This window comes from Rhizobium sp. No.120, assembly GCF_054558365.1.
The window spans coordinates 287,138-308,828 of sequence record NZ_BAAJNQ010000002.1; the positions used below are offsets into that span (position 1 = coordinate 287,138).

24 protein-coding genes are annotated in these 21,691 nt (G+C 59.7%); 10 read left to right on the forward strand and 14 right to left on the reverse strand.

The features are described 5' to 3' along the window. Nucleotides 1-17: 17 nt before the first annotated feature. Genes hemW through rph form a run of 4 tightly spaced genes read right to left on the reverse strand, consistent with a single transcriptional unit; the run spans nucleotide 18 to nucleotide 3,030 of the window. Nucleotides 18-1,193 (reverse strand): radical SAM family heme chaperone HemW, encoded by a 1,176-nt coding sequence (hemW, locus tag ACYJRZ_RS07100; protein ID WP_459458673.1) that lies wholly within the window; start codon nucleotides 1,191-1,193, stop codon nucleotides 18-20. Between the two features lie 36 nt (nucleotides 1,194-1,229). Beyond that, nucleotides 1,230-1,874, reverse strand: coding sequence for an RdgB/HAM1 family non-canonical purine NTP pyrophosphatase (rdgB, locus tag ACYJRZ_RS07105; protein ID WP_459457475.1), 645 nt, complete (start codon nucleotides 1,872-1,874; stop codon nucleotides 1,230-1,232). An 11-nt stretch (nucleotides 1,875-1,885) separates the two neighbouring features. Continuing rightward, entirely contained in the window at nucleotides 1,886-2,302 is a 417-nt protein-coding gene (locus ACYJRZ_RS07110) for a VOC family protein (RefSeq protein WP_459457477.1), read from the reverse strand. 11 nt (nucleotides 2,303-2,313) lie between these two features. Further along, the gene (gene rph, locus ACYJRZ_RS07115) at nucleotides 2,314-3,030 is read right to left on the reverse strand and encodes a ribonuclease PH (RefSeq protein WP_015338597.1); all 717 of its coding nucleotides are present in this window, start codon (nucleotides 3,028-3,030) and stop codon (nucleotides 2,314-2,316) included. 172 nt (nucleotides 3,031-3,202) lie between these two features. Here rph and hrcA point away from each other — a divergent pair, with 172 nt between their 5' ends. Next, nucleotides 3,203-4,291 carry a heat-inducible transcriptional repressor HrcA gene (gene hrcA / locus ACYJRZ_RS07120; protein ID WP_459457479.1) on the forward strand — a complete coding sequence of 363 codons (1,089 nt, stop codon included), beginning with the start codon at nucleotides 3,203-3,205 and terminating at the stop codon, nucleotides 4,289-4,291. 124 nt (nucleotides 4,292-4,415) lie between these two features. On the opposite strand, the gene ACYJRZ_RS07125 is transcribed toward hrcA, so the two are convergent. Continuing rightward, nucleotides 4,416-4,850: a GFA family protein gene (locus tag ACYJRZ_RS07125; protein ID WP_459457481.1), complete on the reverse strand. Its 435-nt coding sequence runs from the start codon at nucleotides 4,848-4,850 to the stop codon at nucleotides 4,416-4,418. 215 nt (nucleotides 4,851-5,065) lie between these two features. Between ACYJRZ_RS07125 and grpE the strand changes: the two genes are divergently transcribed. Further along, entirely contained in the window at nucleotides 5,066-5,707 is a 642-nt protein-coding gene (gene grpE / locus ACYJRZ_RS07130) for a nucleotide exchange factor GrpE (RefSeq protein WP_459457483.1), read from the forward strand. 90 nt (nucleotides 5,708-5,797) lie between these two features. Here the strand turns inward: grpE and ptsN are convergent, their stop codons facing one another. The 6 genes from ptsN to lptC all read right to left on the reverse strand — a co-directional run bounded on the left by ptsN (nucleotide 5,798) and on the right by lptC (nucleotide 11,091). Next, nucleotides 5,798-6,262: a PTS IIA-like nitrogen regulatory protein PtsN gene (ptsN, locus tag ACYJRZ_RS07135; protein WP_015338601.1), complete on the reverse strand. Its 465-nt coding sequence runs from the start codon at nucleotides 6,260-6,262 to the stop codon at nucleotides 5,798-5,800. Nucleotides 6,263-6,350: 88 nt separating this feature from the next. Beyond that, complete coding sequence (gene hpf / locus ACYJRZ_RS07140) at nucleotides 6,351-6,926, reverse strand: ribosome hibernation-promoting factor, HPF/YfiA family (protein ID WP_106996445.1); 576 nt, start codon at nucleotides 6,924-6,926, stop codon at nucleotides 6,351-6,353. A gap of 250 nt (nucleotides 6,927-7,176) precedes the next feature. After that, nucleotides 7,177-8,736: an RNA polymerase factor sigma-54 gene (gene rpoN / locus ACYJRZ_RS07145; RefSeq protein ID WP_459457486.1), complete on the reverse strand. Its 1,560-nt coding sequence runs from the start codon at nucleotides 8,734-8,736 to the stop codon at nucleotides 7,177-7,179. A gap of 195 nt (nucleotides 8,737-8,931) precedes the next feature. Further along, the gene (lptB, locus tag ACYJRZ_RS07150; RefSeq protein WP_459457488.1) at nucleotides 8,932-9,828 is read right to left on the reverse strand and encodes an LPS export ABC transporter ATP-binding protein; all 897 of its coding nucleotides are present in this window, start codon (nucleotides 9,826-9,828) and stop codon (nucleotides 8,932-8,934) included. Continuing rightward, nucleotides 9,758-10,408, reverse strand: coding sequence for an LptA/OstA family protein (locus ACYJRZ_RS07155; RefSeq protein WP_459457490.1), 651 nt, complete (start codon nucleotides 10,406-10,408; stop codon nucleotides 9,758-9,760). Before ACYJRZ_RS07155 ends, lptB begins: the two co-directional genes overlap by 71 nt. Further along, nucleotides 10,405-11,091: an LPS export ABC transporter periplasmic protein LptC gene (lptC, locus tag ACYJRZ_RS07160; RefSeq protein ID WP_459457492.1), complete on the reverse strand. Its 687-nt coding sequence runs from the start codon at nucleotides 11,089-11,091 to the stop codon at nucleotides 10,405-10,407. Before lptC ends, ACYJRZ_RS07155 begins: the two co-directional genes overlap by 4 nt. A gap of 324 nt (nucleotides 11,092-11,415) precedes the next feature. Here lptC and sppA point away from each other — a divergent pair, with 324 nt between their 5' ends. The 3 genes from sppA (at nucleotide 11,416) to ACYJRZ_RS07175 (ending at nucleotide 13,206) form a co-directional block, all read left to right on the forward strand. Beyond that, entirely contained in the window at nucleotides 11,416-12,372 is a 957-nt protein-coding gene (gene sppA / locus ACYJRZ_RS07165) for a signal peptide peptidase SppA (RefSeq protein WP_459457494.1), read from the forward strand. Nucleotides 12,373-12,398: 26 nt separating this feature from the next. Further along, nucleotides 12,399-12,704, forward strand: a complete 306-nt coding sequence (locus tag ACYJRZ_RS07170) for an integration host factor subunit beta (protein WP_004120746.1) — start codon at nucleotides 12,399-12,401, stop codon at nucleotides 12,702-12,704. Between the two features lie 169 nt (nucleotides 12,705-12,873). Further along, nucleotides 12,874-13,206: a LapA family protein gene (locus ACYJRZ_RS07175; RefSeq protein WP_459457497.1), complete on the forward strand. Its 333-nt coding sequence runs from the start codon at nucleotides 12,874-12,876 to the stop codon at nucleotides 13,204-13,206. On the opposite strand, the gene ACYJRZ_RS07180 is transcribed toward ACYJRZ_RS07175, so the two are convergent. Next, nucleotides 13,198-13,605, reverse strand: coding sequence for a GNAT family N-acetyltransferase (locus tag ACYJRZ_RS07180; RefSeq protein WP_459457498.1), 408 nt, complete (start codon nucleotides 13,603-13,605; stop codon nucleotides 13,198-13,200). The genes ACYJRZ_RS07175 and ACYJRZ_RS07180 overlap by 9 nt on opposite strands. 87 nt (nucleotides 13,606-13,692) lie before the next feature. Beyond that, nucleotides 13,693-14,145 carry an SRPBCC family protein gene (locus ACYJRZ_RS07185; RefSeq protein ID WP_459457500.1) on the reverse strand — a complete coding sequence of 151 codons (453 nt, stop codon included), beginning with the start codon at nucleotides 14,143-14,145 and terminating at the stop codon, nucleotides 13,693-13,695. Between the two features lie 115 nt (nucleotides 14,146-14,260). On the opposite strand from ACYJRZ_RS07185, the gene ACYJRZ_RS07190 reads away from it, so the two are divergent. The 5 genes from ACYJRZ_RS07190 to olsB all read left to right on the forward strand — a co-directional run bounded on the left by ACYJRZ_RS07190 (nucleotide 14,261) and on the right by olsB (nucleotide 20,209). Beyond that, nucleotides 14,261-15,388, forward strand: a complete 1,128-nt coding sequence (locus ACYJRZ_RS07190) for a class I SAM-dependent methyltransferase (protein WP_459458675.1) — start codon at nucleotides 14,261-14,263, stop codon at nucleotides 15,386-15,388. Next, entirely contained in the window at nucleotides 15,385-16,245 is an 861-nt protein-coding gene (locus ACYJRZ_RS07195; protein ID WP_459457502.1) for a TrmH family RNA methyltransferase, read from the forward strand. The genes ACYJRZ_RS07190 and ACYJRZ_RS07195 overlap by 4 nt, the downstream gene beginning before the upstream one ends. Next, nucleotides 16,242-16,760: a signal peptidase II gene (gene lspA / locus ACYJRZ_RS07200; protein WP_459457504.1), complete on the forward strand. Its 519-nt coding sequence runs from the start codon at nucleotides 16,242-16,244 to the stop codon at nucleotides 16,758-16,760. The genes ACYJRZ_RS07195 and lspA overlap by 4 nt, the downstream gene beginning before the upstream one ends. Before the next feature lie 55 nt (nucleotides 16,761-16,815). Further along, on the forward strand, nucleotides 16,816-19,098 hold the full coding sequence (locus ACYJRZ_RS07205) for a hybrid sensor histidine kinase/response regulator (RefSeq protein ID WP_459457506.1): 2,283 nt from the start codon (nucleotides 16,816-16,818) through the stop codon (nucleotides 19,096-19,098). A 232-nt stretch (nucleotides 19,099-19,330) separates the two neighbouring features. Then, a complete protein-coding gene (gene olsB, locus ACYJRZ_RS07210) occupies nucleotides 19,331-20,209 on the forward strand; it encodes a l-ornithine N(alpha)-acyltransferase (RefSeq protein ID WP_459457508.1) in 879 nt (292 codons plus the stop codon). A 5-nt stretch (nucleotides 20,210-20,214) separates the two neighbouring features. Here the strand turns inward: olsB and ACYJRZ_RS07215 are convergent, their stop codons facing one another. Next, complete coding sequence (locus ACYJRZ_RS07215) at nucleotides 20,215-21,624, reverse strand: DUF5939 domain-containing protein (protein ID WP_459457510.1); 1,410 nt, start codon at nucleotides 21,622-21,624, stop codon at nucleotides 20,215-20,217. Nucleotides 21,625-21,691 lie beyond the last annotated feature (67 nt).

The window sequence follows — 21,691 nt, forward strand, 5'->3', positions numbered from 1 at the left end:
CGCCTAAAGGGGAGGTGCTAACAAGCGAGATCGGCGACCACGGAATCGAGTACCAGCATTCCCGCCGGCGTGCAGCGCAGGCGGGAATTGCCGATGCGCTCTATGAAACCGTGTTCCAGTAAAAACGCCTCGCGCTGCGGATCGGGATCGCGCCCGGACAATTGCTGCCAGCGGGCGAGATCGACGCCCTCCCGCAGCCGCAGGCCCATCAGCAGCAATTCGTCGGCCTGTTCGTCGAAACCAAGCATTTCCTGGTCAATCATGCCGTGGCCGTCGCGCTCGACCATCTCGAGCCAGCTCTCCGGCTTGCGCTCGGTCGCCGTCGCCAGTTTCTGCGGGCCTCTGGTCAAGCGGCCGTGAGCGCCGGGGCCGATGCCGGCATAGTCGCCATAGCGCCAATAGGTGAGATTGTGCCGGCTCTCGGCGCCGGGCCGCGCGTGATTGGAAACCTCATAGGCCGGCATGCCCTCGCGCTCGGTGATCTCCTGCGTCGCCTCATAGAGCAGCGCCGATTGATCGCCATCGGGCACAATCAACTTTCCGGCCTTGTGAAGGCCGTAGAAGGGCGTGCCCTCCTCGATCGTCAGCTGATAGAGCGAGAGGTGATCGACCGCGTAGGAGATTGCTTGTCTCAGCTCGCGTTCCCATTCCTCGACGGTCTGGTTGGGGCGGGCATAGATGAGGTCGAAGGACATACGCGGGAAGATTTCGCGCGCAAGCTTGATCGCCTTAAGCGCATCCTCGACATTGTGCAGCCGTCCGAGGAATTTGAGGTCGCGGTCGTTCAGCGCCTGTACGCCCATCGATACGCGATTGACCCCGGCGGCGCGATAGCCGCGAAAGCGCTCCGCCTCGACGCTCGACGGATTGGCCTCCATGGTGATCTCGATGCCATCAGGCACATGCCATGTCCTAGCAATGCCATCGAGCACCGCACCCACCGTTTCCGGTTTCATCAGCGAAGGCGTACCGCCGCCGAGGAAGACGCTGGTCACTGTCTTCGGGCCGCTGATCATGCGCATCGTCGCCATTTCCTTCAGAAAGGCGGCAGCAAAACGTTCCTGATCGACCGGCTGATGGCGGACATGGCTGTTGAAATCGCAGTAGGGACATTTGGCTGCGCAGAAAGGCCAATGCACATAGACACCGAAACCGGGTTCGCCGGTATCGGGCAGCAATTGCGCGCCGTGCATCAGATCCTGTGTGTCCACGATTTCCACGGGATTAGCTTACGCCTCCAGGCAGGTTTCGACAAAGATCTTGAAGGCGCGGGCGCGGTGCGACAGCGCCTGCTCGTCGCCGGGCTTCCAGCCATGCTTCTGCTCGGCGCTCATTTCGCCGAATGTGGTCTCGTAGCCCCTGGGCTGGAAGATCGGGTCGTAGCCGAAGCCTTGGCTGCCGCGCGGCGGCCAGGCGACGGTGCCTTCGACTTCGCCGCGGAAAAGTTCGGTATGTCCGTCCGGCCAGGCGAGGCAGAGAACGCTGACAAAGCGAGCCGTGCGGCTCTCCGGCGTGTTGGCGCCGGCCTTTTCCAGGGCGGCTTCGACCTTCCGCATCGCCATCGCGAAGTCGCGTGTGCCATCGGCCGTCTCGGCCCAATTGGCGGTATAGACGCCAGGGCCGCCGCCAAGCGCATCGATCACCAGGCCGGAATCGTCCGAAAGTGCCGGTAGGCCCGAGGCATTGGCCGAGGCAAGCGCCTTAATCGTCGCATTTTCCTCGAAAGTCGTGCCCGTTTCGTCCGGTTCGATGAAGTTGAGATCGGCTGCGGACTTGGCTGTAAAGCCGAGCGGACCGATCAGATCGCGGATTTCCTGGATCTTGCCAGCATTATGGCTGGCGACGACGATGGTCTTGGTATCGAGCTTGCGCATGTGCTGTCCTGTCATAGGCCCCAGATCCGGGGTTCGGCGCATTCCAGGCTGTTGCCCGCCGGATCGCGGAAATAGATCGAACGGCCGCCATTCGGCCAGTGGAAATCGGCTTCGATATCGACACCGGCTGCCTTCAGCCGCTCGGCCATGGCTTCGATCTCGTTGCCATCGACACGGAAGCAAACGTGACCATGACCCTCAGTCCCATGCGGCGGTACGGGCAGGGCGCCCGGCTCGTGCGGCTTGACCGTTTCTTCACTGTTGAAGATCAGGAGCACGCCTGGCCCGCAGCGATAGAAGACATGACGGTTGCCGCCTCGCGATATCTTTTCCAACCCGAGTATGCCGCCATAAAAGGCTTCGACGGCATCGAGATCGTCTGCATAGAGGGCAGTTTCAAGAATGCCTGCGAGGGCCGGGTCAGCCATTCAAGATATCCTCAGGCGATGGCCTGCTTCTGCAGCTCCACCAGTTCGGCAATGCCGTTCTTGGCCAGATGCATCAGCGTGGCGAATTCCTCTTCGCTGAAGGGCGCGCCTTCAGCCGTTCCCTGGATCTCGACGATGCCGCCCTTGCCGGTCATGACGAAATTGGCGTCCGTCTCAGCCGAAGAATCCTCGAGATAATCGAGATCGATGACAGGCTGATCGGCAAAGATGCCGCAGGAGATGGCGGCGATGTGATCCTTCAGGACGCGCTCGACCTTCACCATGTTGCGGCTTTCCATCCACTTCAGGCAGTCGTAGAGCGCGATCCAGCCGCCGGTGATCGAGGCCGTGCGCGTGCCGCCATCCGCCTGGATGACATCGCAGTCGACGGTGATCTGGCGTTCGCCCAGTTCCTTGAGGTCGACGACGGCGCGCAGCGACCGGCCGATGAGGCGCTGGATTTCCTGCGTGCGGCCGCCCTGCTTGCCGGCCGCGGCTTCGCGCTTCATGCGCTCGCCGGTCGCGCGCGGCAGCATGCCATATTCGGCCGTGACCCAGCCCTTGCCGCTGTTGCGCAGCCATGGCGGCGTCTTGTCTTCCAGGCTTGCCGTGCAGAGCACATGCGTATCGCCGAATTTTACCAGGCAGGAGCCTTCCGCATGCTTGGAAAAATTGCGCTCGAACGACACCTTGCGCATCTGGTCGGTTTTTCTGCCTGAAGGCCTCATTCCACTCTCCTGAATGTTCGTTGACCGCTTCTACGACCCGCAGGCCGCTTTTGCAAAGGAAAAGCAGGCCGGAAAGACGCTCGGCGGCGGCGGCGACATTTTTCCCTTTTGCCATTGCTAACTGAATGATTATATTTTGCCTAAGGCTCAACGGAATGGATCTGACAGCGAAATGGTATTCACGACATCGTCGGTCTCGGATGTCATTGCTGCACTGGACGAACGCTCCAAGGAAATCTTCCGCCGCATCGTCGAAGGCTATCTCGAAAACGGCGAGCCGCTGGGTTCGCGCAATCTGTCGCGCCTGCTGCCCATGTCGCTGTCGCCGGCTTCTGTGCGCAATGTCATGAGCGATCTGGAAGAACTCGGGCTCATCTATTCGCCGCATGTCAGCGCCGGGCGACTGCCGACCCAGGTCGGCCTGCGCTTCTTCGTCGATGCCTTCATGCAGGTCGGCGATCTCTCCGCCGAGGATCGGGCCAATATCGATCGGCAGGTGCGCGGCAGCAATCGCGATCAGCCGGTGGAATCGATGATGTCGGAGGCAAGCCGGGTACTGTCGGGCATTTCGCGCGGCGCCGGTCTCGTCATCACCTCCAAGAGCGATCCCGTTCTCAAGCATGTGGAATTCATCCGGCTGGAGCCGACCAAGGCGCTCGCCGTGCTCGTCGGCGAGCACGATCAGGTCGAAAACCGCATCATCGAGCTGCCGGCCGGCACGACCTCGTCGCAGCTGACGGAAGCCGCCAACTTCCTCAACGCCCATATGACCGGCCAGACGATGCCGGAGTTGAGGCGGCAATTGCAGAGCCTCAAGGAAAACGTACGCCAGGAGTTGGACAGCCTATCGCATCAGCTGGTCGAGCGCGGCATTGCCGTCTGGTCCGGCGGCGATGACGACGGCAAGCCGACGCAGCTCATCGTGCGCGGCCATTCCAATCTACTCGCTGAAATCGGTGGTGCGGAGGATCTGGATCGCCTGCGGCTGCTTTTTGACGATCTCGAGAAGAAGGACAGCCTCATCGAGATCCTCAATCTCGCCGAAAGCGGACCGGGCGTGCGCATCTTCATCGGCTCGGAAAACAAGCTCTTCTCGCTGTCGGGCTCTTCGCTGATCGTTGCGCCCTATCGCGATGATGATGACCGCATCGTCGGCGCCGTCGGTGTCATCGGCCCCACGAGGCTGAACTACGCCCGCATCGTGCCCATGGTCGATTATACGGCGCAGCTGATTTCGCGGCTGTCACGGCCTGGAATCTGAGGAGAGGATCTCGAGCAATTCCAGGAAAAGTGCGCAGCGGTTTTCCGTCCGGAATTGCGAGGCAACAAAGTGCTAGAGCGGTTCAGGGATTCCATGGAAAACTGAACCACTCTAGCGGTTGTCGTCAATCGGGAAGCAAGGTTCCCGATCCGCCCATTTCGGCTGGAAAATCCTTCTGCTTCGGCAGCCCGTCTCTCAGATGCAGCACCGTCGTCTCGTAGTTGACATGCATGCCGGGCTGAAAATCGAGGTCGGGAAGGACGGCCGCGTAGACATCGGTCACGCCCCACGGCGGATGCTCGGTCAAAAGATGGCCGCCGCAGACCGTGCACCACTTGCGCACGCTCTTCTCGGTTTTCTGATAACTGCCGATCTTGTCTGCGCCCTTGGTGACGTGAACGGCTTCCGGCGCCCAGAGCGAGAAGGCGTTGACAGGCCCTGCCGACCATTCCCGACAGGAGTCGCAATGACAGTAGCCCATTGCCATTGGCTCGCCATTGACTGCGATTTCCACCGCGCCACAGAAACACTTGCCTGAAAGGGATTTGCCATTAGACATTGATGTCACCTCACGCTGTGCTGACATATATTTCAGCATACTACTGGTAGGGAGGGCTGAACAGTCAATGTCGCAAGCGGCGGCAATGCGGAGGGAAAGATATTGCTGCCGTCGCAAAGCCGCGAATTGGCTGTTCTTCTCGACAAAGCCTTGATTTTTTCCGATCAAACCTCGATATCGGGCACATCCAAAGACCAAGCAATTCGGAGACCGTCATGACCGACGAAACAACAAAAACCGGACCTGACGCCACGGCGGCCGACACGTCAGCGGATTTCGCGCAGGATGCAGCGGAAACCGTTGATGCGGCCGAGCCGTCTCAGCCAGATCCGGTTGAGCTGCTGAAGGCCGAGAACGGCGAACTGCGCGATCGCTATCTTCGTCTCGCTGCCGAGATGGACAACCTCCGTCGCCGCACCGAGCGCGATGTGAAGGATGCAAAGTCCTATTCCGTGGCAAGCTTTGCCCGCGACATGCTCTCTGTGGCAGACAATCTGCGCCGCACGCTGGATGCCATTCCGGCCGACGCCCGTGATGGCGCCGATGCCGGCCTGAAGACACTGATCGAAGGTGTCGAGATGACCGAGCGTTCCATGCTCTCGGCCCTCGAGCGCCACGGCGTACGCCAGCTCGAGCCGGTCGGCCAGAAGTTCGACCCCAATTTCCACCAGGCCATGTTCGAAGTGCCGAACCCGGAAGTGCCGAACAACACAGTCGTCCAGGTGGTTCAGGCCGGCTTCGTCATCGGTGACCGCGTTCTGCGCCCGGCCATGGTCGGCGTTGCCAAGGGTGGCCCGAAGATCGTGGAAAATGCCGAGCAGGGCGCCAACAGCCCGCTGGATGAGAAAGACGCCTGATCTTTCAGAGCGATAACGAAAAAGAAAGAGCCGGATGATCTGAGATCATCCGGCTCTTATTTTTGCCTTAGTCCGATGCGACGCAGGTCGTCACGCGGCGTTGGATGCCTGCTCCTCGTTAAGGAATGCATAGATGGCGGAGGCGGAATCGGTGGCGCGGAGCTTCGCGACCAGATCCTGGTCTCGCAAAACGCGGGCGATGCGCGAGAGCGCCTTCAAGTGGTCTGCGCCGGCACCTTCGGGTGCGAGCAGCAGGAAGACGAGATCGACGGGCTGGTCGTCCAGCGCTTCGAAATCGACAGGCGCTTCAAGGCGCGCGAAAATACCGGCGATGGACTTGATGCTGGCGAGTTTGCCGTGCGGAATGGCGATGCCATTGCCGACGCCGGTGGAGCCCAGGCGCTCGCGCTGCAGCACGACGTCGAAGATTTCGCGCTCAGGCAATCCGGTGAGCTTGGAGGCTTTGGCGGCCAGCTCCTGAAGCAGTTGTTTTTTGGAATTTGCCTTCAAGGCGGGGATGATCGCATCTTGCTGTAGCAAATCTGCCAATGCCATTCTCTTTATCCTTCGTGTCGCCGAGAACCGATGACGGGCAAGCGGCGGCCAGCTGCTATAATGCGCAGCCGCCGCTTATCTTCTATTCTCAGCCTTTGATATTGGCTGCGTCGATCCAGCCAATGTTGCCGTCCTGACGGCGGTAGACGATATTCAAGTGTTCGTTGCCGGGGCTGCGGAAGAGCAGCAGCGGCTCGTCGGTCATGTCGAGTGCCATCACGGCAGTCGCCACCGACATGGTCTTCAATTGCTTCGTGCTTTCTGCGACGATCGCCGGCGCGAAATCGGAAGGAACCTCCTCATCATCGTCCGGAACGCCGTCCATGACCGTATAGGCGACTTCCGCCTGCCCGTTCACATGGTTGCCGGCCTGATGGTCCTTGAGTTTGCGCTTATAACGGCGCAGGCGCTTTTCGATGCGCTCGGACGCAGCGTCGAAAGCAAGCTGCGGGTCCATGGCTTCGCCGGCAGCATGCAATACCACGCCGCTATCGAGATGAAGCTTGCAATCGGCCGCGAAGCGCGAACTGGACTTCTGCACAGTTACCTGACCTGAATACCCCCCGTCGAAGTATTTGGTCACGGCCATACCGATCTGGTCTTCTATCCGCTGGCGGAAGGAGTCACCAATTTCCATATGTTTACCGGAGACACGCACACTCATGGAGTTTCCCTTCTTGTAGTGGTTATTGCGCGTATCAGTTTACGCCAAGCCTCAAGCTCATCCAAGCACTTCACGCAGTCAAAGGCAAATTGCGTATATTGACCGCCTTTTGGATGGTGGGGATAAGTTTCATGGTCGTGCTGTCCTGCAGCGATTGCGGCGGGCTTCTAGCCCTGCCACATCGGAAAGTCAACTGCGTCTTAACGGACTGTTAGGAGTTCGGCAGCCTGTGGTTGAGAGGCGCCGCCTGTCAGAAACCGGAAACTTTGGCCAGAGCCCGCTTCTCCCGGCGCCGTTGCACGGAAGAGGGGATGTTCATGGCTTCGCGATATTTTGCAACCGTGCGGCGAGCAAGCTCTATTCCGCTCTTCTTCAGCGTATCGACGATATCGTCGTCGGACAGAACCGCATCCGGGCTCTCATTCGTGATCAGCAGGCGGATCTTGTGACGCACGGCCTCCGCGGAATGACTGTCGCCGCCCTCGACGGCGCCGATCGATACCGTGAAGAAATATTTGAGCTCGAACAGCCCGCGCGGCGTCAGCATGTATTTGTTCGAGGTCACGCGGCTGACCGTCGATTCATGCATCTTGATGGCGTCCGCAACGGTTTTCAGGTTGAGCGGCCGCAAATGGTCGACGCCATGAAGCAGGAACGCGTCCTGTTGCCGCACGATTTCGCTTGCCACCTTCATGATCGTCTTGGCGCGCTGGTCCAGGCTGCGGGTCAGCCAATTGGCGTTCTGCAGGCATTCCGACAGGAAGGCATGGTCCTGACTGGTCTTGGAGACGGAGGCGAAATAGGACTGGCTCACCAATACCCGCGGCAGCGCATCGGGATTGAGTTCCACCAGCCAACTCCCGTCCGCAGAGGGGCGCACGACGATATCGGGCATGATCGCCTCCGATATGTCGGTTTCGAAGCCGCTGCCGGGCTTGGGGTTGAGCTGACGGATTTCCGCCATCATATCGAGCAGATCTTCCTCATCGACGCCGCAGACCCGCTTCAGCGTAGCAAAATCGCGCCGCGCGAGCAGTTCGAGATTGTCGATCAGCCGCTCCATGGCGGGATCGTAGCGATCCTTCTGCCGAAGCTGAATTGCCAGGCATTCGCTGAGGCAGCGGGCGAAGACGCCGGGAGGGTCGAGCTGCTGCAGGGTATCCAATACCCGTTCCACATCGGCAAGCGTCGTGCCGAGCCGTTCGGCCGTTTCGTTGAGCTCGGCGCGCAGATAGCCGGTGTCGTCGAGCTGGTCGACAAGATGCTGGGCAATCAGCCGGTCTCCCATTGCGGGAAGCGAAAAGGGGATCTGTTCGTTGAGGTGATCGCGCAGCGACACCTGGCCGGCGACGAAGTCGTCAAGATCGTAACCCTCACCGGCTTCGCCTCCCGGCATGGACTTCCATTGGCTGAGCAGCTCCGGCGCATCGGCGCGCTGCGGGCTGCCGTCGTCGGGAAAGACATCGCTGAAATTGGTGTCGAGCTCATCACTCAGCCGATTGGCATTGCCGGTATTGTCGCTCTCATACCAGTCGCTCGCGAGGTCGCCGGCATTGCGTTCGGAGCCATCTTCGCCATGGGTTTCCTCCATGACCTCAAACCGTTCGTCCTTCGGCTCGCGATCACTGGTACTGCCTAGATCCTCGTCATTTGACGCAAATTCCAGCAGCGGATTCTTCTCGACTTCCTGCGCGATGAATTGGTTGAGCTCGAAATGCGTCATCTGCAGCAACTGAATGGATTGCATCAGTTGCGGTGTCATCACCAGGCTTTGGCTTTGGCGCAGGAAAAGATTGGCCGATAGTGCCATGGCGGACGCAGGACTCCCCTTGAACTCCTCGGGAATTCGCGCCTCTTATCACTAAAATTCTCGCGAAATTCCAACTGGCCCAAAAATTGCTTTTTTATTGGATTTGGTCAAGCGGAACTGTGAAGCCGAAGTAAATTTCCGGTACGCGATAGCATCCACTAATATTGGCGGATAAGAAGATGGCATTTCAGCCTATCAGAGGCTGAAATTGTCACCGAGATACAGCTTGCGTACTTCCGGATTGCTGACGATATCATTCGCCCTGCCGTGCGTCAGCACCTCACCTGCATGGATGATATAGGCACGGTCGATCAGGCCGAGCGTTTCGCGAACATTGTGGTCCGTGATCAGCACGCCGATGCCGCGTGCGGTCAAGTGATGCACGAGGTTCTGGATATCCGCGACCGAAATCGGATCGACGCCGGCGAAAGGCTCGTCGAGCAGCATGAAGGTCGGGTCCGTCGCCAATGCGCGGGCGATTTCGAGGCGGCGCCGTTCACCGCCCGACAACGCAATTGCCGGCATGGTGCGCAGATTGCGAATGTGGAATTCCTCCAGCAATTCGTCGATCTTGCGCTCCCGCTTCGTCTTGTCCTTTTCATGGACTTCGAGCACGGCGCGTATGTTTTCCTCCACGGTCAGGCCGCGGAAGATCGAGGCTTCCTGGGGCAGGTAGCCGACGCCGAGCCGCGCGCGGCGGTACATCGGCATCGACGTGACGTTGTTGCCGTCAATCTCGATCGTGCCCTCATCGACCGGCACCAGCCCGGTGATCATGTAGAAACAGGTCGTTTTGCCGGCGCCGTTCGGCCCGAGCAGGCCAACAGCCTCGCCACGCCGTACCACCAGCGAAACGCCATTGACGACGCGACGCCGGCCATAGGTCTTGGTGAGGCCACGGGCGATCAGCGTGCCCTTATAGCGTGCCTTATCGGCTGCCGGTGCGCCGGATGCCGCAGAAGACGGCCCGGGCACACCGGGCAAAGTGGAGGTTGTCGATGTCGTCACGAGGGGACCGGTATCAGTTTTTCTTCTGTTGTTGCTGCACTTGCTGCGACTTCGGGTCGAGCTGGATCTGGACGCGGCCGCCACAGGAATCCAGCTGAGCTTCGCCCGTCGCCATATGCACGGTGAGCTGGCAGCCGGTGAAAACATTCGGCCCGTCGGTCAGAACCACTTTCTTGCCCTTGAGAATGGCGAGCTGGTTGGTCATGTCGAAGGATCCGTCCTCCGCCGTTGCCGTTTGCGTTCCGGAAACGAGGTAGACCTTGTCGGTGACCAGAATGTGGTCGATGTTGGCATCGCCAGACACCAGCGACTGGTTCTGTTCCTTGGCGGCCTTCGCGACCGGATTGTCGGCCTGCTTGGCGTCACCCGCCTGCTTCTTCTTGTAGAAAACCGTCATCTTGCCGGCCTGCATGGTCGTCGTGCCCTGCACAACCTTGACGTTGCCAGTGAAGACGGCCTGGCTTTCCTGGTCGTGGATCTCAAGTTTGTCGCTTTCGATCTGGATCGGCTGATCCTTGGAAAGGGCAAGACCCGGCATCGAGCTGGTCGTCGACTGTGCGCCAGCCTCGGCAGCGGCGAAAAAGGCCACGGCGCCAAAGGCACATAGAAGGCCTGCCTTGCGCAAGCCGGAGTTAAAAATTGAATTAGGCCAATACTTTATCATGAACCGCCCGGCTTCTGTTGGCTATCTGAATTATGGAGAGTGGCAGGTTCGATGTTCATCCGAACCTGCCCGTTGAATTCGATTACGCTCCCCTTATCCGTCATCTTGAGCGAACGCGCAACAACCGACATGCCGCCTCGGTTGATTGCAACCTGGTCCTGGCTGGAAAGGTCTCCCTTCTTCACGTCCAGGAAGGCGGTCTTGAATTCGGCACGCAGGCCATTGTCCATGATGATGGTGAAGGGTTCGGTCAGCTTCAGCGTATCGGCCTGGCGATCGAAATCCGCGCTCTGGGCCGTAACGTGGGCGATCACGTCAGTATTGACCGGCATGGAAGCCTTGATGGTCTTCAGCGTGATCATATTCGGGTTCTTGATATCCTGCAGCGCTTTCTCGGCTAGCAACGAATAGCTGATGCCGTCCTTATTGCGACCGGAGATGGCGGGGCGCTCCATGACCACCTTGCCATCCTCGATCTTGGCGCCCTCGATCTGGATATCGGCCGGCAGATAGGCGCGGATGACCGAGACGGCGATAAAGAGGAGCGAGACGACGATGGCGGCAAGCGGCAACAATACTCTGAGCCGCTTTACGCGGTTAGAGTGGAAAATCGCGTCTTTATATGCGTTCCGTTCCGGCACCGAACGCATTGCCTCGCCGGGGGGCTCGATCGTATTGAGCATGCAACTGGTCCGTCTTCTATGATCCGGAAAACCGCATTCACGCTATGCGAGGCTGTGCCAAAAAGCCTATCGGATCGTTTCGCATTATTGCATTGGCTTGCCAATATGGATTTTTCCCTGCTACGGGCGAATTTTAGCAGAAAAATATGCCATAGGCCGGTTTCATCAGGTCGGGCGATGTCCTATCTGATGAACGACAGAGGGACGTCCCGCCGCCGACATCGAAAACGGGAGACGCTTTTCTCTGAGGATTGTGCCCGTTTCAAGGTGTCATACATCCGGTTGGTAGCGCTTTCAATTTGTTGCGGGGAGAAATAAGGCGTGATGGACAGTTCTGCAATCGCGGATCGGCGACAATTGCGCCGCAAGCTCGGTTTCTGGCGCATTGTTGCCGTTTTGCTCCTGGTGGCATTGGGCTTTGCGCTTTATCGCTTCGTCTCTGCCGATCTGCCGGATGCGCGCGGTCCGCAGATCGCCCGCGTCAAGATTTCCGGGCTCATTCAGGACGATCCGGAGCTTCTGGAGCGGCTGAAGAAAATCCGCGACAATGACCAGGTCAAAGCGCTGATCGTGTCGATTTCCTCGACGGGCGGAACGACCTATGGCGGCGAGCGGATCTTCAAGGCGATCCGTGCGGTCGCCGCCAAAAAGCCGGTCGTATCAGACATTCGCACCGTCGCAGCCTCGGCCGGCTACATGATCGCGACGGCCGGCGACGATATCGTTGCCGGCGATACCTCCATCACCGGGTCGATCGGCGTCATCTTCCAGTACCCGCAGGTCAAGGACCTGCTCGACAAGGTCGGCGTTTCGCTCGACGAGATCAAGTCGGCACCGCTAAAGGCCGAGCCGTCGCCGTTCCATCCCGCCAGCGAAGACGCCAAGAACATGATCCGCAGCATGGTCATGGACAGCTACGCCTGGTTCGTGGATCTGGTCGCCGAGCGCCGCAAGTTACCGCGTGACCAAGTGCTGAAGCTGGCCGACGGCAGCATCTTCACCGGCCGCCAGGCGCTGCAGAACAAGCTGGTCGACACGCTCGGCGGCGAGGACGAAATCCTCGGCTATCTCGAAACGCGCAATGTCAAGAAGGACCTGCCGATCGTCGATTGGAAGCCGGAAGACAAAACTTCACCCTTCTTTTGGCCGGGTGCCGCTTCCTGGTTGCTAAATCGCCTTGGTTATGATGATTTTATCAAGGGAGAGAGCCTCCAGAAAATCATGACCGATAAGTTGTTTCTTGACGGCCTGCTTTCTGTTTGGCAGGGTGCAGCCAATTGATAAATCAATGATTTAAGGGGATAGCTGTGATTAAGTCGGAACTGGTGCAGATTGTTGCCGCCCGCAACCCGCATCTCTATCACCGCGACGTCGAAAATATCGTCAATGCTGTCTTGGATGAGATCACCGATGCGCTCGCAGCGGGAAACCGAGTTGAGCTTCGCGGCTTCGGTGCTTTTTCCGTCAAGAACCGGCCTTCACGCTCCGGCCGCAACCCGCGCACCGGCGATACCGTCTTCGTCGAGGAGAAATGGGTTCCCTTCTTCAAGACAGGCAAGGAATTGCGCGAGCGCCTGAATCCAGGCGCCGGCGATGAAGAAGACGACAATTGATCACCGGCCATTCGGCCGAATTTACCAGAATGCTTCGACAGAATTAGTTGTCGGACATGATTGTGCCGCGACGCAGTGGCACTTGAATTCAGCCGCCTCTTTTCTATTCTGCGGCTGAAGGCAGCCTGAGTGCGGTGCACGCGGGGCTGCGGATAAAGGAGCTGCGGCAATGGCCAAGAAGATCGTCAATCTGCTGATATTGCTGCCGCTCGGCATAATTCTCATCATATTCTGCGTCGCCAACAGGCAAGCCGTGACCTTGGCCCTCAATCCCTTCCGGCCGGAGGATCAGGTGCTGTCCTTGAATGCGCCCCTGTTCGTTTTGCTGTTTGTGGCGCTGATCCTTGGTATGATCGTTGGGGCCGCGGCCACCTGGTTCAATCAGGGAAAGCATCGCAAGCGCGCACGTAACCAGTCGCGGGAAGCGGTGCGCTGGCAGGCCGAAGCCGACAAGCATCGCACACGCGCCGAAGAGATCGCCGGGCAGTTGCCGTCAAAGTGAGGTGAGGTCGGCAAGCCGCATCTCTTTATAGTCACCCTCCGGCGATGCGCCATCGCCGATGATCTCGAAGCCGAGCATTCGGTAGAACGCCATGGCCCGGATGTTTTTGACCAGGCACTTCAGCCGATAATGGCGCCGTGGCCAATCCGGCAGTGCGGCAAGCAGTGCCTTGCCCGCGCCGCGGCCCTGGAAGGCCGGCAGGATATAGAGCATGTGAATGAAATCGTCCGGCTCCCAAATCGCGGCGAAGCCGGCGATCGTGCCATGCCCATCTTCGCAAACGAACAAACGCTCGCCGTTCGTGTGGGTGGCGAAATCTTCCAATGTAAAGCGATCGGGGTCGACCCAGCGGAATGTCTCGCGGCGAACTTGGAGATAAATCTCCGCGAGCTTGTGCATATCCTGTTCGTGTGCAGGCCGGATGGCCCATGTCTGAAATCGCGATGTCATGATCGACTATATGGGCGTCAAATATGCGCTCGGCAATCAGGCGCCGGACTGACCGTTGATCGCCGCGGTGAAATCGGCAAAAAACTGTTGCGCCAGCTTCTTGGCGCTGGAATCGACCAGCCGCGAGCCGAGCTGTGCGATCTTGCCGCCGACCTGCGCCTTGGCCTCATATTGCAGGATGGTCTCGTCGCCGTCTTCCTTGAGCACTACATCGGCGCCGCCCTTGGCGAAACCGGCAATTCCGCCCTTTCCTTCGCCTGATATCGTGTAGCTTTCCGGCGCGTTGATGTTGGAAAGCTTGACCTCGCCGTTGAAGGAGGCCGAAACCGGGCCGATCTTCAGCTTCACGGTTGCGGTCAATTCCGTCGGTGAGATCTTTTCGAGGCTTTGGCAGCCCGGAATACATTGTTTGAGGATCTCCGGATCGTTCAGCGCCGCCCATACGGCGTCCCTGGGTGCTGCGATCCGCTCCTCGCCGGTCATGTCCATGCGCAATCCTCCCAATGTGACATTTTGTGCATGGATCATCGCAGATCGGAAAGCGCTTTGCCAAGTGGCGGCCAGATGCTATTTGCACGCACATATCAATTTTGAGACAAGCATGGTGAAACATAGGGAAAGCCGGCCCGGCCAGAAAAGTACGGGCGGCCTTGGGGCAAAGCCCCGGCGTGATATGCCCGGCAAGCCGCCGGCAAAGCCTGCGCATGCTTCGAGGCCGGCCAAGCCTTCACGCGATCATAGCGAGCGAACAGCCGAGCCGCGCGTCGCTGCGCCTGCAGCCGCGGCGCCCGAGCGTCCGCTGATCGTCAGAAACGGTGAGCGGCCGCCTGAGCGCGTGCCGGTTATCCTCGAGTCGCTCGGTGCCGGAGATTTTCACCTCATCGACAGCGGCAATGGCCTGAAGCTTGAGCAATACGGACCGTATCGGATCGTCCGCCCGGAAGCGCAGGCGCTGTGGCCGCCGACGCTTGCCTCGCATGTGTGGGACAACGCCGAGGCGATCTTCACCGGCGACACGGACGAGGACGGCATGGGCCGCTGGCGCTTCCCCCGCGAGGCGCTGGGTGAGACCTGGCCGTTGCAGCTGCTTGGCGTCGATTTTCTCGGCCGCTTCACCGCGTTTCGCCATGTCGGCGTCTTTCCCGAGCAGATCGTCCATTGGGCCTGGATGAAGGAACAGGTCGAGACGGCAAAAAGGCCGCTCAAGGTCCTCAATCTCTTCGGTTACACCGGCGTCGCTTCGCTGGTGGCAGCCGCTGCCGGCGCGGAAGTGACGCATGTCGACGCCTCCAAGAAGGCGATCGGCTGGGCGCGCGAAAACCAGGCTTTGGGCCGCATGGAAAAACTGCCGATCCGCTGGATCTGCGAGGATGCGATGAAGTTCATCCTGCGCGAAGAGCGGCGCGGCAACAAATACGATATTATCCTCACCGATCCGCCGAAGTTCGGCCGCGGGCCGAATGGCGAAGTCTGGCATCTGTTCGAGCATCTGCCGCTGATGCTCGATATTTGCCGCGAGATCCTATCACCGAAAGCTCTGGGTCTCGTGCTGACGGCCTATTCGATCCGCGCCAGCTTCTATTCGATCCATGAGCTGATGCGCGAGACCATGCGCGGGGTCGGCGGTGTTGTCGAATCCGGCGAACTGGTCATCCGCGAGGCCGGTCTCGATGGCCGCACGCCGGGCAGGGCGCTCTCCACCTCTCTCTTCAGCCGCTGGGTGCCGAAATGAACCAGGATTTCCGTAACGACGGCCCGCGCAAGGTCGGACAGGTCAAGGAGGTCACCTCGCTTGCCAATCCGATCGTCAAGGATATCAAGGCGCTGACGGTCAAGAAGTCCCGCGAGGAAAGCGGTGCTTTCCTGGCCGAGGGCCTGAAGCTCGTCATCGACGCGCTCGAGCTCGGCTGGACGATCCGCACGCTGGTCTACGCCAAGGCCGCAAAGGGCAAGCCTCTCGTCGAGCAGGTCGCCGCCAAGACCGTTGCGGCCGGCGGGCTGGTGCTGGAGGTCAGCGAAAAGGTTATCGGCTCCATCACCCGCCGCGACAATCCGCAGATGGTGGTCGGCGTCTTCGAGCAGTGCTGGCAGCAGCTTCGCGATGTCAAGCCGAAGGCCGGCGAAACTTGGGTCGCGCTCGACCGTGTGCGCGATCCCGGCAATCTTGGCACGATCATCCGCACCGCCGATGCGGCCGGCGCTTCCGGCGTCATCCTCGTTGGTGAGACCACAGATCCGTTTTCGCTGGAAACCGTGCGCGCCACCATGGGCTCGGTCTTCGCCGTTCCCGTTGTCAAGGCGACGCCGGAAGAGTTTCTGGCCTGGAAGAAGAAAGCTGAGGTTTCCGTCGTCGCCACCCATCTGGCTGGCGCGGTCGACTATCGCACCATCGATTACAAGAAGAAGCCCGTCGTCATCTTGATGGGCAACGAGCAGTCCGGCCTGCCGGATGTCCTGGCGAAAGAGGCCGATGCGCTCGCCCGCATCCCGCAGGCCGGTCGCGCCGACAGCCTCAATCTGGCAGTCGCGACAGCAGTCATGCTGTTCGAAGCCCGCCGCCATATCCTGACCTTGAGCGAGACCCGATGACCGATAGTGAGACCCATGAGCAGCCGACTGCAAAGCCGGCCCTGTTTTCACGGCCCCTGCCGATCCTGATCTTCATCGTGGTTGCAGTCATCCTCGACCAGGCCATCAAGATCATGGTCGACAATTGGCTGCCGTTGCAGGAAATGGTGCCGGTCATTCCGATGCTGGCGCTCTATCGTACCTATAATCTCGGCGTGGCCTTTTCGATGCTCTCGGGCATGGATGGCTGGTTTATCGTCGGCATGCGCCTCGTCATCGTTGCCTTCGTGTTGTGGCTTTGGCGACGCACGCCCAATCATCGTTGGCTTGCGCATACGGGCTTTGCCCTGATCATCGCCGGCGCTCTCGGCAACCTGCTTGACCGCTTTCTCTACGGCCACGTGATCGATTACATCCTCTTTCATACGCAGACGTGGTCTTTTGCCGTCTTCAATCTTGCCGACAGCTTCATCACCATCGGGGCAGGCTGCGTCATTCTCGACGAGCTTCTCATGCCGAAAAAGGCAAAAGCGTAAAATTCTATCGAATCCCTGAAGGCATCGGGAAGACTGCCCATGATAGCCAGACTGCATGAGCACTCTGGCAGATCTGCAGGATAAGCTTGCTGCGGCGGCAGTTCGCGGCCAAACAGACCCGATCGAAGGACCGGCTGCGGACGAGTCGTCGCCTGCGACAACATCGCGGGAGGCGGCCCGCCAATCGCCGTTGCTCGCGCAGGCCCGGTGGCTGCAGGGGCATTGGCTGAATGGCGGCGGTCTCGTGGCCGGCGCGGGCTTTCTTGCGATCAGCTTTTCCGGAGGCCCGCTGTTGCTCTTGAGCTTATTTGGCCTTGTGGCCCTTGCGCTTGCCGCCGCCAGCATCGTCAAAGCCCGAGGTGCTGCCAACGAGCCCGAGATCGTCGCTGCCGATGTTAGCGAGAGCGAGCATGATCGCCTGTGGGAGCACAGGGAAAGCGCCAATCTCCTTGCCACCATCCATGATGCGCTCGGAGATATCACCGTTACACGCAGCATCGATCGGCGGATTCTGCGCGCCAACGCCACGTTCAGCAGATTGACCGGCAGGTCGCATCCGGAAGGCCTGACGCTGGAGGAGGCCGGCCTCGTATTCCGTGCCGTCACCGATGCGAAGCATCAGGATGCGGAAATCGCAACCCCCGAGGGGCGGCGCATTTTCGCCTGGCACGACGTCATGTTCCGCGATGCGGCGACCGGGCAATTATGCATACAGAGCATCGCACGCGACGTGACGGAGGAGCGCCAGGTTGCCCGTCTGCGCGAAGATGCCAGATTGAAGGCCGAGTATAACAGTGCCGCCAAATCCCGCCTGCTCGCCACCGTCAGCCATGAGATCCGCACGCCGCTGTCTGGCATTCTCGGCATGAACCATCTGCTTGCTCAGACCCCGCTGACCCTGGAGCAGGCAAATTACCTCACCGGCATTCGCCAGTCGGGTCACGCGCTGGTGCAGCTGGTCGAAGATCTCCTGGATTTTTCCACGATCGAAGTCGGTCGCTTCCAGTTGCATCCACGACAGGAGGCTTTGCGGCCGCTGCTGGAAGGCGTCATCGAGATGCTCGCACATCGAGCTCATGAAAAGGGCATCGAAATCGCTGCAAGCGTTGCCGCAGATGTTCCAGGGACTTTGGAATTCGATCCCGCCCGTCTGCGCCAGATCCTGTTCAATGTCATCGGCAACGCGGTGAAGTTCACACAGACCGGTGGCGTTCTTGTCGGCGTCGATCTCAATGGCCGGGATTTGACAATATCGGTGCGTGATAGCGGTCCCGGCATGACCGAGGAGGAGCAGGCCCGGATCTTCGGCGAGTTCGAGCAAGCCGGCACCACGTTGGAAAGGAGCGCCGGCACCGGTCTCGGCCTTGCCATCTCCGCCCGCATCCTGCGCGAATTCGGCGGCGGGCTCAGCGTTGCGAGCGAGCGCGGCAAGGGCAGCGAGTTCGTCATCTCCTTCCCGGTCGGCCTGATTGCCGGAGAGAACGGAAACGATCGGCGCAATACCATGCTCAGGGGCTCCCGTATCCTGCTGCTCGCCCCCGAAGGTGCGGCAAGTACGGCCATCATGCGGACCATACAGACGCTCGGCGGCCGCTGCCGGCTGATCGGCCCCGGCGATATGGACGATCTGCTGCCGTCCTTCCCGATGGGCGAGGGCGGTGTCTGGACGGACCTCATCGTCGATCACCGTATGGCGCCCTGGTACTTCAGCGAGGGAAATGCGCTTGCCGTGCCCCGGCTGCGCAAGATCTTCCTCGTTAATCCCGAGGAGCGCAACACCCATCCGCTCGACCTTTTCGATGCCTGGCTCATCCGTCCGCTGCGCGAGCAGTCGCTGATCGATGTGCTGAGAGGCCGCATGCGCGGCATGGAGAAACGCGATGCCTTGATCGAGGCCGTCTCCGAGATCGGCATAACGACGCCGGAGGCGGAGGAAGAACGTGCGCTCGATATCCTGCTGGGCGAGGATGACCCGGTCAATGCGATGCTGGTTCGGGCCATGCTGTCGAAGGCCGGCCACCGGGTCCGCCTCGTCGAGGATTTCGATGGCCTTCGAGCCCGCATCGAAAAGGCCGAAACGCGGCCGGAAGTGCTGGTGACGGATTTCAATATGCCAGGCGGCACGGGTGCGGCCGTGCTTGCGCAATTGCGGGCCCAAGAACGCAGGCAAGGTCTGCCGGCGCTCCCGATCGTCGTATTGACCGCAGACAGCCGCGATTCGATCCGCCGTCAGGCGCTGTTGGCCGGTGCCGATGCCGTCATCATAAAGCCGGTCGATCCTGAGAAGCTGAAGACAGTGCTGAAGGGCCTGTCGCGCTCGGTTTTCGAACACGCCTAAAGATCATTTTCGATCTTCGAGTGAAGAATAGGGAAGCCGGCTCATCAATGTTGGATAGAGGTAGGGAAAATAGCTCAACTTGTGGCATCTGCAGGCCGCTAAGTTGGGGACGGCACGCTTATTCGAAAATTGCAATGGGCACGGTTCTTGCATTTACCCAAGCTGCGTGTCACTTTCCTGTCGCACGAATTTGGTTTATGGCGCTATATCGGCCCGCAGGGGGAGAATCGCCATGTCCATCGAAATCTTGAATCGCGAAGCTCAGGGCGAAATGGTTCAGTCTTCAAAGGCAACGGTTGAGCCAGTTGCCAGCGATGTGCTCGGACGCATCGGAAATCTCGAAACGCGCCTTGCCCGTACAGTGCGCGAAATCGATGCCGCTCAGGCTGTACGCTACCGCGTTTTCGTCGAGGAGATGAACGCGCAACTGCCGGCTGACGCCATGCGTCGCCAGCGCGACGTCGACAGCTGGGACGCCATTTGCGACCATCTTCTGGTGCTGGATCGTTCGATCGAAGGTGATCCGGAAGATCAGATCGTCGGCACCTATCGTTTGCTGCGACAGGAAGTGGCCATGGCCAACGGCGGCTTCTATTCCTCTTCGGAATTCGACATCGACGCACTGCTTGCTCGTCACCCCGACAAGCGTTTCATGGAGCTTGGCCGTTCTTGCGTGCTGCCGGCTTACCGGAACAAGCGCACGGTGGAATTGCTGTGGCAAGGTAATTGGGCCTATGCTCTGAAGCACGGCATGGGCGCGATGATCGGTTGCGCCTCTTTCCCCGGCATCCTGCCGGAGCAGCATGCGCTAGCCTTGTCCTTCCTCTATCACAATGTTGTCGCCAAGGACGAATGGACAGTCGGTGCTTTGCCGTCCCTTGCCCGCAACATGGACCTGATGCCGGTTGAGGCCGTTAATCCGAAAAAGGCGCTGATGGCGATGCCGCCTTTGATCAAGGGCTATCTGCGCCTTGGTGCGATGGTCGGCTCGACGGCCGTTGTCGATCACGCCTTCAACACGACGGATGTGCTGATCGTCTTGCCGATCGCCAGCATCTCGGACCGCTACGTCAATTATTACGGCGCGGATGCCGGTCGCTTCGCCAGCTGATAATATTAAGGGATCGCAAAAATATCGATCGCGTCGGTGATGCCGCGCAGCGCAACATGATGCGATTGCGGCGTGAGGCCGCGTCTTGTCATCAGTTCGGCGGCGCGGGGATGATCGAGCACCGAGCTTGTGGCGAAGATCTCGCGTGATGTGGCGAGATGCTGAACGCGGGATGCGATATTGACCGTCTGCCCGAAATAATCCTGCCGTTCGTTGAGGCTCACGGCGATGCATGGCCCCTCATGGATGCCGATTTTCAGGAGAAGATCGTCATTGCCGCGCTCTTCATTGAGGTTGAGCATGGCGTCGCGCATCCGCATCGCCGCGGTGAGCGCCCGGTCGGGCGTCGGGAAGGTCGCCATGACCGCATCGCCGATGGTCTTGACGACCGCGCCCGCCTCTGCCGCCACGATCTCATGCAGAATACCGAAATGCGTCTTGACCAGATCGAAGGCAGCGAGATCGCCGACCCTTTCGTATAATTCCGTGGAACCGCGCAGGTCGGTAAACAGAAAAGTAAGGCTGGTGATCTTCAGCCGCTGATCGATGTCGATCGTATCCGTGCGATAGATGTCACGGAAGGTCTGGTTGGAAAGCAGGTGCTTGGCGGTCAAAAATGGCCGGCGCTGTCCAAGCAACGTGTGAAGAGCCTCGTTGGCTACGCAGATCGATGGCAGCACGCGAAGGTCCGTGTGGTTCTCCATCTGGATGCGCAAAGGCCCGGGCCGTAATTCTATGGCCTCGCTGTGGCGGTGCATGCGATCGAAAACGATTGAGAGGGTCTGCCTTTCCCTAGACGGCTCTCCCTTCACGTCAAGAAATTGCGCCGCATGCGTGACAGGCTCGAAGATGATGGTGAATTCCGCCGGCAATTGAAGCGATATGACCGCTTTCTCGCCGGGCGGCAGTTCCAGGGACTCCAGCACGAACTGATCGACTTTTTCTTCATACCCGTCATCAGGGAGGTCGATACCCGAGCCCCAATAGATCTGACGGAAATATTCAAGCGGCGGCAGGTCGTGCGGATTGTGCGCTTCTATGTGGCGCACGCGCGGACTGATGGTGAAGGTAACTTCCACCATCTCATCGAGTGTCGGCTCGTATCCGGCTGCGCAAAGCGTGCAATTATAGGTGTCGCTTTGTACGGTTTTCAGCGAGGTATTGGCATCCAACACTCCGCCGCAGCCGGGGCAAAGAACATTCCACGACATCTCGAACAGGCCGAGGCGCGATGCGTGCAGGAAGGCATTGACGGTCTGCTCTTCATCGAAGTCATGAGCGGCGGCGAAGGCCAGTGCATTCACGCGGTTAAGCTTGCGGTCGGGTGCCTCAAGGACGAGCCGCTCGATAGCATCGACGATATCCGCCTGCGCGGAATGGCGCAGGACTCCAAACAGGACCTGAGCTTCACTCATCCTTCCATTTTACACTGAATTGATACCGGAGCCCATCACCTTTGTTGGTTCTCCGGCGTAGTTTTAT

What these genes read in the sequence shown, in the direction of transcription:
- ACYJRZ_RS07205 (WP_459457506.1), top strand. Translation starts at nt 16,816, where the DNA reads ATGAGCACTCTGGCAGATCTGCAGGATAAGCTTGCTGCGGCGGCAGTT.
- ACYJRZ_RS07110 (WP_459457477.1), bottom strand. Translation starts at nt 2,302, where the DNA reads ATGGCTGACCCGGCCCTCGCAGGCATTCTTGAAACTGCCCTCTATGCA.
- hpf (WP_106996445.1), bottom strand. Translation starts at nt 6,926, where the DNA reads ATGAGTGTGCGTGTCTCCGGTAAACATATGGAAATTGGTGACTCCTTC.
- hemW (WP_459458673.1), bottom strand. Translation starts at nt 1,193, where the DNA reads ATGCACGGCGCGCAATTGCTGCCCGATACCGGCGAACCCGGTTTCGGT.
- rpoN (WP_459457486.1), bottom strand. Translation starts at nt 8,736, where the DNA reads ATGGCACTATCGGCCAATCTTTTCCTGCGCCAAAGCCAAAGCCTGGTG.
- olsB (WP_459457508.1), top strand. Translation starts at nt 19,331, where the DNA reads ATGTCCATCGAAATCTTGAATCGCGAAGCTCAGGGCGAAATGGTTCAG.
- hrcA (WP_459457479.1), top strand. Translation starts at nt 3,203, where the DNA reads ATGGTATTCACGACATCGTCGGTCTCGGATGTCATTGCTGCACTGGAC.
- sppA (WP_459457494.1), top strand. Translation starts at nt 11,416, where the DNA reads ATGGACAGTTCTGCAATCGCGGATCGGCGACAATTGCGCCGCAAGCTC.
- ACYJRZ_RS07195 (WP_459457502.1), top strand. Translation starts at nt 15,385, where the DNA reads ATGAACCAGGATTTCCGTAACGACGGCCCGCGCAAGGTCGGACAGGTC.
- grpE (WP_459457483.1), top strand. Translation starts at nt 5,066, where the DNA reads ATGACCGACGAAACAACAAAAACCGGACCTGACGCCACGGCGGCCGAC.
- ACYJRZ_RS07185 (WP_459457500.1), bottom strand. Translation starts at nt 14,145, where the DNA reads ATGGACATGACCGGCGAGGAGCGGATCGCAGCACCCAGGGACGCCGTA.
- ACYJRZ_RS07155 (WP_459457490.1), bottom strand. Translation starts at nt 10,408, where the DNA reads ATGATAAAGTATTGGCCTAATTCAATTTTTAACTCCGGCTTGCGCAAG.
- rph (WP_015338597.1), bottom strand. Translation starts at nt 3,030, where the DNA reads ATGAGGCCTTCAGGCAGAAAAACCGACCAGATGCGCAAGGTGTCGTTC.
- rdgB (WP_459457475.1), bottom strand. Translation starts at nt 1,874, where the DNA reads ATGCGCAAGCTCGATACCAAGACCATCGTCGTCGCCAGCCATAATGCT.
- ptsN (WP_015338601.1), bottom strand. Translation starts at nt 6,262, where the DNA reads ATGGCATTGGCAGATTTGCTACAGCAAGATGCGATCATCCCCGCCTTG.
- lspA (WP_459457504.1), top strand. Translation starts at nt 16,242, where the DNA reads ATGACCGATAGTGAGACCCATGAGCAGCCGACTGCAAAGCCGGCCCTG.
- ACYJRZ_RS07125 (WP_459457481.1), bottom strand. Translation starts at nt 4,850, where the DNA reads ATGTCTAATGGCAAATCCCTTTCAGGCAAGTGTTTCTGTGGCGCGGTG.
- ACYJRZ_RS07175 (WP_459457497.1), top strand. Translation starts at nt 12,874, where the DNA reads ATGGCCAAGAAGATCGTCAATCTGCTGATATTGCTGCCGCTCGGCATA.
- ACYJRZ_RS07215 (WP_459457510.1), bottom strand. Translation starts at nt 21,624, where the DNA reads ATGAGTGAAGCTCAGGTCCTGTTTGGAGTCCTGCGCCATTCCGCGCAG.
- ACYJRZ_RS07180 (WP_459457498.1), bottom strand. Translation starts at nt 13,605, where the DNA reads ATGCACAAGCTCGCGGAGATTTATCTCCAAGTTCGCCGCGAGACATTC.
- lptC (WP_459457492.1), bottom strand. Translation starts at nt 11,091, where the DNA reads ATGCTCAATACGATCGAGCCCCCCGGCGAGGCAATGCGTTCGGTGCCG.